We start from the raw sequence: 6,244 nt of genomic DNA, 5'->3' as shown, positions 1-6,244 counted from the left end.
CCTTTTTCTGTGGCTGCAATTCCGGCTTTAATCATTCCTTCTACCCATAAAGGATTCAGGGTACCAATGTTAATCACCAATGCTGAAGCAATAGCAACCATATCAGTCACTTCCTCAACAGCATGCGCCATAACCGGCGAAGCGCCAATAACCAGCAATGCATTTGCGGTGTTGTTCATTACTACAAAATTGGTGATGTTGTGCACCAAAGGAGTGTTATCTCTTAAAGTCTGTAAATCGACTGCAATTGATTTTGCATTTATCATGGTATTTATATTTTTAGTTCTACAAGATTTATTTCCGGGCGCAAATGGCTACATAATCACCCCGGTCGTATCCTTCGCTAGGTTCTTCTGCTAAACTATTGGAATAAATGGGATGTAACGTTAGCGTTTGTGCATATTTCGAATCATGAAATCCGGAGTTCTCTAACATTTCCACTTTTTCTGCGGTAGTTCGCCAATTGGCAATTTTTACAAATTCGATAGGATACGGGTCTTCAGGATGAACATCTTTTAACAAAGGGTGTTCCCAGGTTCCAACTGTTTTTGCCAGGTTGTATAGCAAGGCATACGAACTTTCTTTGGGTACGTCAATCACCACAATTTTACCCCCCGGGCGCAGCGCCGAATAGGCTTTATTGAATGCAGCCTGCAGGTCGGTAATATAACTTGGCGTGCCATTAAACAACACACTATCATACTGTTCTGTACCAAGCTCTGCTTTTTCTACTGTTGTTATTTCAACTGTCATCCCACGTTTTCGGGCAATTTCAGCCATTCCTTCCGATGGTTCCAGCCCGTTTTTTATAGAAATTCCAAAGTCTTTTTCCAGAATCATTTCGAAAAGTCCACTACCACAGCCCACGGAAAAAACATCTTTAGAATCTTTTAAAAAATGTGCCACCAGTTTTGCTTCGGAATAGAGCACGTTTGTATTTTCCATAAACCAGGCATCGTATTTTGATGCGTACTCGTCGAAACTACTTTTCATTTCACTCATAATAAGTCTGTCTTTAATAAAAAAACCGCTCCGCAGAAATGCGAAACGGCCTGTATTTTTTGTTCATTCTAAAATTAAATACAATCCTCGTTTCCCTCCGCTGTTATTATACATTTCAGGTTCCAGGGTATAATCTCAGCCTGCCCTCATAGACAGACACCCCTAACGATTTGATGTAAAAGTATTGATTTTTTTTGGCGAAATGAAGAATAATATATTAAAGCATTTCTTTTAAGATAAAAAAGTGTCAAGATAAGAACCGTTAAACCCAGAATATGCAATAGGAACAAGATAATTATCTAAAAGTCTTATATTAGTAGAGCTAACACAATATTCGACTTTCACCCATATGGTTAATCTACCGATTGAATACTCTGATAAAAAAGGTCACTCCATTTGGAGGCGTGAGTTTGATGAAGCGTTTTATGGATTCAATAGGCATAAGAGATTATCTATCAACTCTTGATTTGCCTGAGAAAGGTTCGAATAGCAGTTATGCCCCGAATCATATAATAGAGTCATTCTGGCTTAGTATCTGGACAGGGGTATCAAGGTATATTCATGCGGATTGGTTACGTTATGATACAACTTTACACGACATTTTCGGGTGGGATAAAATGCCATCACAAAACACCTATAGTCGATTTTTTGGTAAGTTTCCACAACAGAGGAACACAGCTGTTTTCCCTGAACTGCAAAAATGGTTCTTTTCACAACTCCAGGTTAATGACATTACCCTGGATATTGATAGCACAGTGATTACCCGAGCAGGGAATCAAGAAGGGAGTGCCAAGGGATATAACCCATTAAAGAGAGGTCGCAACTCTCATCATCCACTAATGGCTTTTGTTTCTCAGACCCGCATGGTGGCCAATGCATGGCTGCGTCCGGGCAATACGGCTGACAGCAGTAGCTGCAAGGCATTTTGGGTTGGAAAATTTTTGTCTGAAAGATTTTTGGGCAACAGAAGCTTCCTTTAGGTTTATTATGGTGGCATATAATATTATGAGTTTGTTCCGTCATTTCGCATTGCAATCGCACAATAAATCAACTTTAGCAACCTTAAAAACCTATTGCTTTGCATTAGGGGCATGGACTGTAAATCATGCCAACAGAAAGGTGTTGAAGATTGCTCTCAATACAAAACGAAGACCCTGGCTTGATGGAATTTTTGCTAAAGTCGAGAACCTAAGCCCTCCTTTTCAATATGCTAATGCATAAAGCGGGTTAAGCTTAATAAATAAAACAAATGCTGTCAAATGAAAATTGTACAGGTGGTGTGGATTGGTGGTGTGGATTGGTGGATTTTGTGTTGAATTGGGTGGAGGGAATGATGGGGAATGAATGTATTTAGGTCAAGTACCTATTTCCTTCAGATTGAGAAAAAGAAAGTTTAAAAGAATTTATTTATCGCCTGAATAGACCGTTAAAGCTAGATTCTTCGATCAGAGGTACATGGACAAAGTCTTCATAAAACACAAACATCATACGCGATATCATCTTCCAAATGTGTGAATTGTGTAACTTATTTATAAAGTTTTGTAACATTTTTCCTGATTTTATTGCAAAACTTTGAACAGATTTCCCAAAAAAAATAAGTTGAAACTCTATATCAAATACATGGTAAGCAACCGCTGTAAACTAGCGGTAAAAGAAGACCTCAGAAGACTTGGGCTACATTTCATTATGGTCGATTTGGGCGAAGTTGAAGTCATGGAGAACATTTCTGAAGAACAGCGCGAGCAAATAAAAATTGCTTTGCTCCATTCAGGATTTGAACTAATGGACAATAAAAGAGCTGTTTTGATTGAGAAAATTAAAAACATAATCATCGAAATGATCCATCATTCCAATGAATTAGTCAAAACTAACTTTTCCAACTTCTTAAGTGAAAAACTAAACCACGATTACACCTATCTCGCCAATTTGTTTTCCGAAATACAAGGAACGACGATTGAGCAATTTATTATCGCGCATAAAATTGAACGAATAAAAGAATTGATTATTTACGGGGAACTGAATATCACAGAGATCGCATGGAAGATGAATTACAGCAGTGTAGCCCACTTATCCAATCAGTTTAAGAAAATGACAGGGCTTTCTCCTTCACACTTTAAAAAATTAAAGGATAAAAGACGCAGCCCGATTGAAGATATCGGAATTTCAACAGATAATGCTGGTGCTAAAACGAAATAAAATGGAACAAACGAGGTCGCACAAATCACAATATGCCAGTAGTTTGATTGAAGCCAGTCTGGATCCGTTGATGACTATCAGCACGGCAGGTAAGATTATGGACATGAACCAGGCAATGGTCGATATCACTGGTGTAAACCGTAAAAATCTGATCGGCTCTGATTTCTGCAATTATTTCACCGACTCCAAAAAAGCGCAGAAAATATACCGGAAAGTGTTTGCAAATAAATCAGGGAGTAATTTTCCACTTACCTTCTGTCATGAAAGCGGGAAATTAACCGATGTCTTATTCAACGGATCGGTTTATAGAGATGAAGCCGGTAATGTGCTGGGGGCGGTTGTGGTGGCACGCGATAGTGCTGAAAAAAAATGGCCCAAAGAATTGCAAATTGCCAACAAAGAGCTGATCCTCCAAAATAAGGAAACTGAAAAACGTACGGCAGAGCTAATTATTGCCAACAAAGAACTAGCCTTACAAAATAAGGAAAAGAAAAAACGCGCGAAGGAATTAATTCGAGCGGAGATAGAACTTGACTATCAGAGTGAAGAGAAAGAAAAAAGATCAGCTGAAAATAAAGCCCTTGAAGCATTTAGCTATTCGTTAAAATTAGCTTCAAAGTATTCGCTGAGCTTGATTGAAGCCAGTCGCGACCCCTTGGTTGTAATCAACCCCCAGGGGAAAATCACTGATATGAATGAGGCCTTGGTAGACATTACAGGCGTATCGCGCAAAGAATTGAAAGAGACCAAGTTTCTCAAGTATTTCACCGAGCCACAGAAAGCCCACCAGGTATATCAGGAAGTTTTTGCCAATGAATCGGTTGCCGATTTTCCTTTAACCCTTCGCCACGCCAATGGAAAACTGACCGATGTTCTGTTTAACGGTTCGGTTTACAAAGACGACCTGGGAAATGTGCTGGGCGCGGTGATTGTTGCCCGCGATGTGACGGAGCAAAAACGAATTGCCAATGAGCTAACCGAAGCCATTGTATTTGCCGAACTGGCTGTTGATATTGCTGAAGATGCCAAAGTAAAAGCCGAACGTGCCACACGGATTGCTGAAAATGCAGTGAAAGCCAAGCAGCAGTTTTTATCGAATATGAGCCACGAAATCCGTACTCCGATGAATGCGATTATCGGCTTTACCAAAGTATTGCTAAAAACCGAAATGACTGTCAAACAAAAGGAATACCTGACAGCTATCAAGTTGAGTGGAGATGCATTAATTGTGTTAATCAATGACATTCTTGACCTGGCCAAAGTGGATGCCGGGAAAATGACTTTCGAACAAACTCCCTTTAAAATGGCGGCTTCGATTTCGGCCATGCTTCATTTGTTTGAAACAAAAATTCACGAGAAAAATCTAAAATTGGTGACGAAGTACGATGAGAATATTCCTGAAGTTTTGGTTGGTGACCCGGTGCGACTGCACCAGATTATTTTAAACCTGGTAAGCAATGCGGTTAAATTTACCAACAAAGGAAAAATTACGGTTGATGTAGGTTTAGTGAGCGAGGACGAGAAAACAGTAACCATCCAATTTTCAGTAATGGATTCCGGAATTGGGATTGCGAACGATAAAATTGAAAAAATATTTGAAAACTTCCAGCAGGCAACAAGCGGGACCTCACGCATTTATGGAGGAACCGGCTTAGGGTTGGCCATCGCCAAACAATTGGTCGAATCACAAGGCGGAACCATTAAAGTAGCGAGTGCGGTGGACCAAGGTTCTACATTCAGCTTTGTGCTAAGTTTTCTGAAAACAGCAGAAGATGCTGAGTTAGATTCAGAAATGATTGAATTGGACAACGAACTTAAAAATATAACGGTCCTGGTTGTTGAAGACATTGTGCTCAACCAATTGTTGATGAGAACCTTGCTTGAAGATTTCGGATTTGCACTTGATATTGCAGAGAATGGGAAAATCGCCATTGAAAAGCTGCGGACTAAAACCTACGATGTTATTTTAATGGACTTGCAGATGCCCGAAATGAATGGGTTTGACGCAACGGATTACATTCGCAACACCATGAATTTGCAGATCCCGATCATCGCCTTAACGGCCGATGTGACCACGGTTGATTTGGCCAAATGCAAGGCTGTTGGCATGGACGATTATATTGCCAAGCCAGTCGATGAACGTTTATTGTATAGCAAAATAGCTGGATTCGTAAAAAAACCAATTCCCATCGAGCGCAGCGAATCGCAAGAAGAAATATTCGATGCAGTGATTGTAACGAGCTGCATTGATTTAGAATACTTGATAAGCCGGACCAAATCGCATCCGAAACTCATGATGGAAATGATTTCGGCTTACCTGGAGCAAACTCCGGCTCTGATTTCAAGCATGAAAAAAGGCTTCATCGACAACGACTGGAACCTGCTGTACGCATCCGTGCATAAAATGATCCCATCTTTTGCAATCATGGGCATGGGACCCGAGCCTGAAAACATGGCCAAAAGAGTTCAGGAATATGCGAGTGCACAAAAACAGACAGAAAAAATATCGGAGCTGGTACTACTACTCGAAACCATTTGCACCCAGGCATGCAACGAATTACAAGTCGAGTTAAACCGGATTAAAAACAACATATCATGAATAAAAATAAAATAAAACTCTTCCTGGTGGACGACGATGCCGTGTTTCTGAAATTGTTGCAAATCGAATTTATGGAACAAGCTGATTTTGATATTGAAACCTTTGCTACCGGTGAGCTTTGCCTTAAAAGTTTATCGCACCGTCCTGATGTGATCATTTTAGATTATTACCTTGACGGGGTTGACCGGGATGCGATTAATGGGATTGACACACTGGATGAAATCAATGCTTTGCTCCCGGATATTCCAGTGATCATGTTATCTGCTCAGGATAAAATCGATGTGGCCATCAACTGCATGCACCACAAGGCAACCGATTATGTTGTCAAGAGCGAAACCGCCTTCCTGCGCTTGAAAAAAATCATCACAACCATTTTAGCAACCCAAAAACTCGAAAAGCAATTAACCTGGTATATGGATCGCATGTGATCAATTTTTTCTTCACACA

The 6,244-nt window shown here is 40.2% G+C and carries 6 protein-coding genes and 1 riboswitch; of the genes, 4 read left to right on the top strand and 2 right to left on the bottom strand.

Features of this window, described 5'->3' with window-relative positions; genetic code table 11:
- A partial coding sequence (locus ACTB00_RS17685) for a hydroxyethylthiazole kinase (protein WP_463301241.1) occupies nt 1-266 on the bottom strand: 266 nt, incomplete at its 3' end.
- Between the two features lie 28 nt (nt 267-294).
- Nucleotides 295-1,002: a class I SAM-dependent DNA methyltransferase gene (locus tag ACTB00_RS17680; protein WP_463301240.1), complete on the bottom strand. Its 708-nt coding sequence runs from the start codon at nt 1,000-1,002 to the stop codon at nt 295-297.
- Nucleotides 1,003-1,077: 75 nt separating this feature from the next.
- Nucleotides 1,078-1,176, bottom strand: a riboswitch (TPP riboswitch).
- Between the two features lie 191 nt (nt 1,177-1,367).
- Here ACTB00_RS17680 and ACTB00_RS17675 point away from each other — a divergent pair.
- The 4 genes from ACTB00_RS17675 (at nt 1,368) to ACTB00_RS17660 (ending at nt 6,225) form a co-directional block, all read left to right on the top strand.
- On the top strand, nt 1,368-1,982 hold the full coding sequence (locus ACTB00_RS17675; protein ID WP_463301239.1) for a transposase: 615 nt from the start codon (nt 1,368-1,370) through the stop codon (nt 1,980-1,982).
- A 619-nt stretch (nt 1,983-2,601) separates the two neighbouring features.
- Nucleotides 2,602-3,198, top strand: a complete 597-nt coding sequence (locus tag ACTB00_RS17670; RefSeq protein WP_463301238.1) for a helix-turn-helix domain-containing protein — start codon at nt 2,602-2,604, stop codon at nt 3,196-3,198.
- A 1-nt stretch (nt 3,199) separates the two neighbouring features.
- On the top strand, nt 3,200-5,797 hold the full coding sequence (locus ACTB00_RS17665) for an ATP-binding protein (RefSeq protein WP_463301237.1): 2,598 nt from the start codon (nt 3,200-3,202) through the stop codon (nt 5,795-5,797).
- Complete coding sequence (locus ACTB00_RS17660; protein WP_463301236.1) at nt 5,794-6,225, top strand: response regulator; 432 nt, start codon at nt 5,794-5,796, stop codon at nt 6,223-6,225. Before ACTB00_RS17665 ends, ACTB00_RS17660 begins: the two co-directional genes overlap by 4 nt.
- Nucleotides 6,226-6,244 lie beyond the last annotated feature (19 nt).

It is taken from the genome of Sunxiuqinia sp., assembly GCF_055140945.1.
The sequence above is the reverse complement of the archived record's forward strand: the minus strand, read 5'-3'. Positions and strand labels throughout refer to the sequence as shown.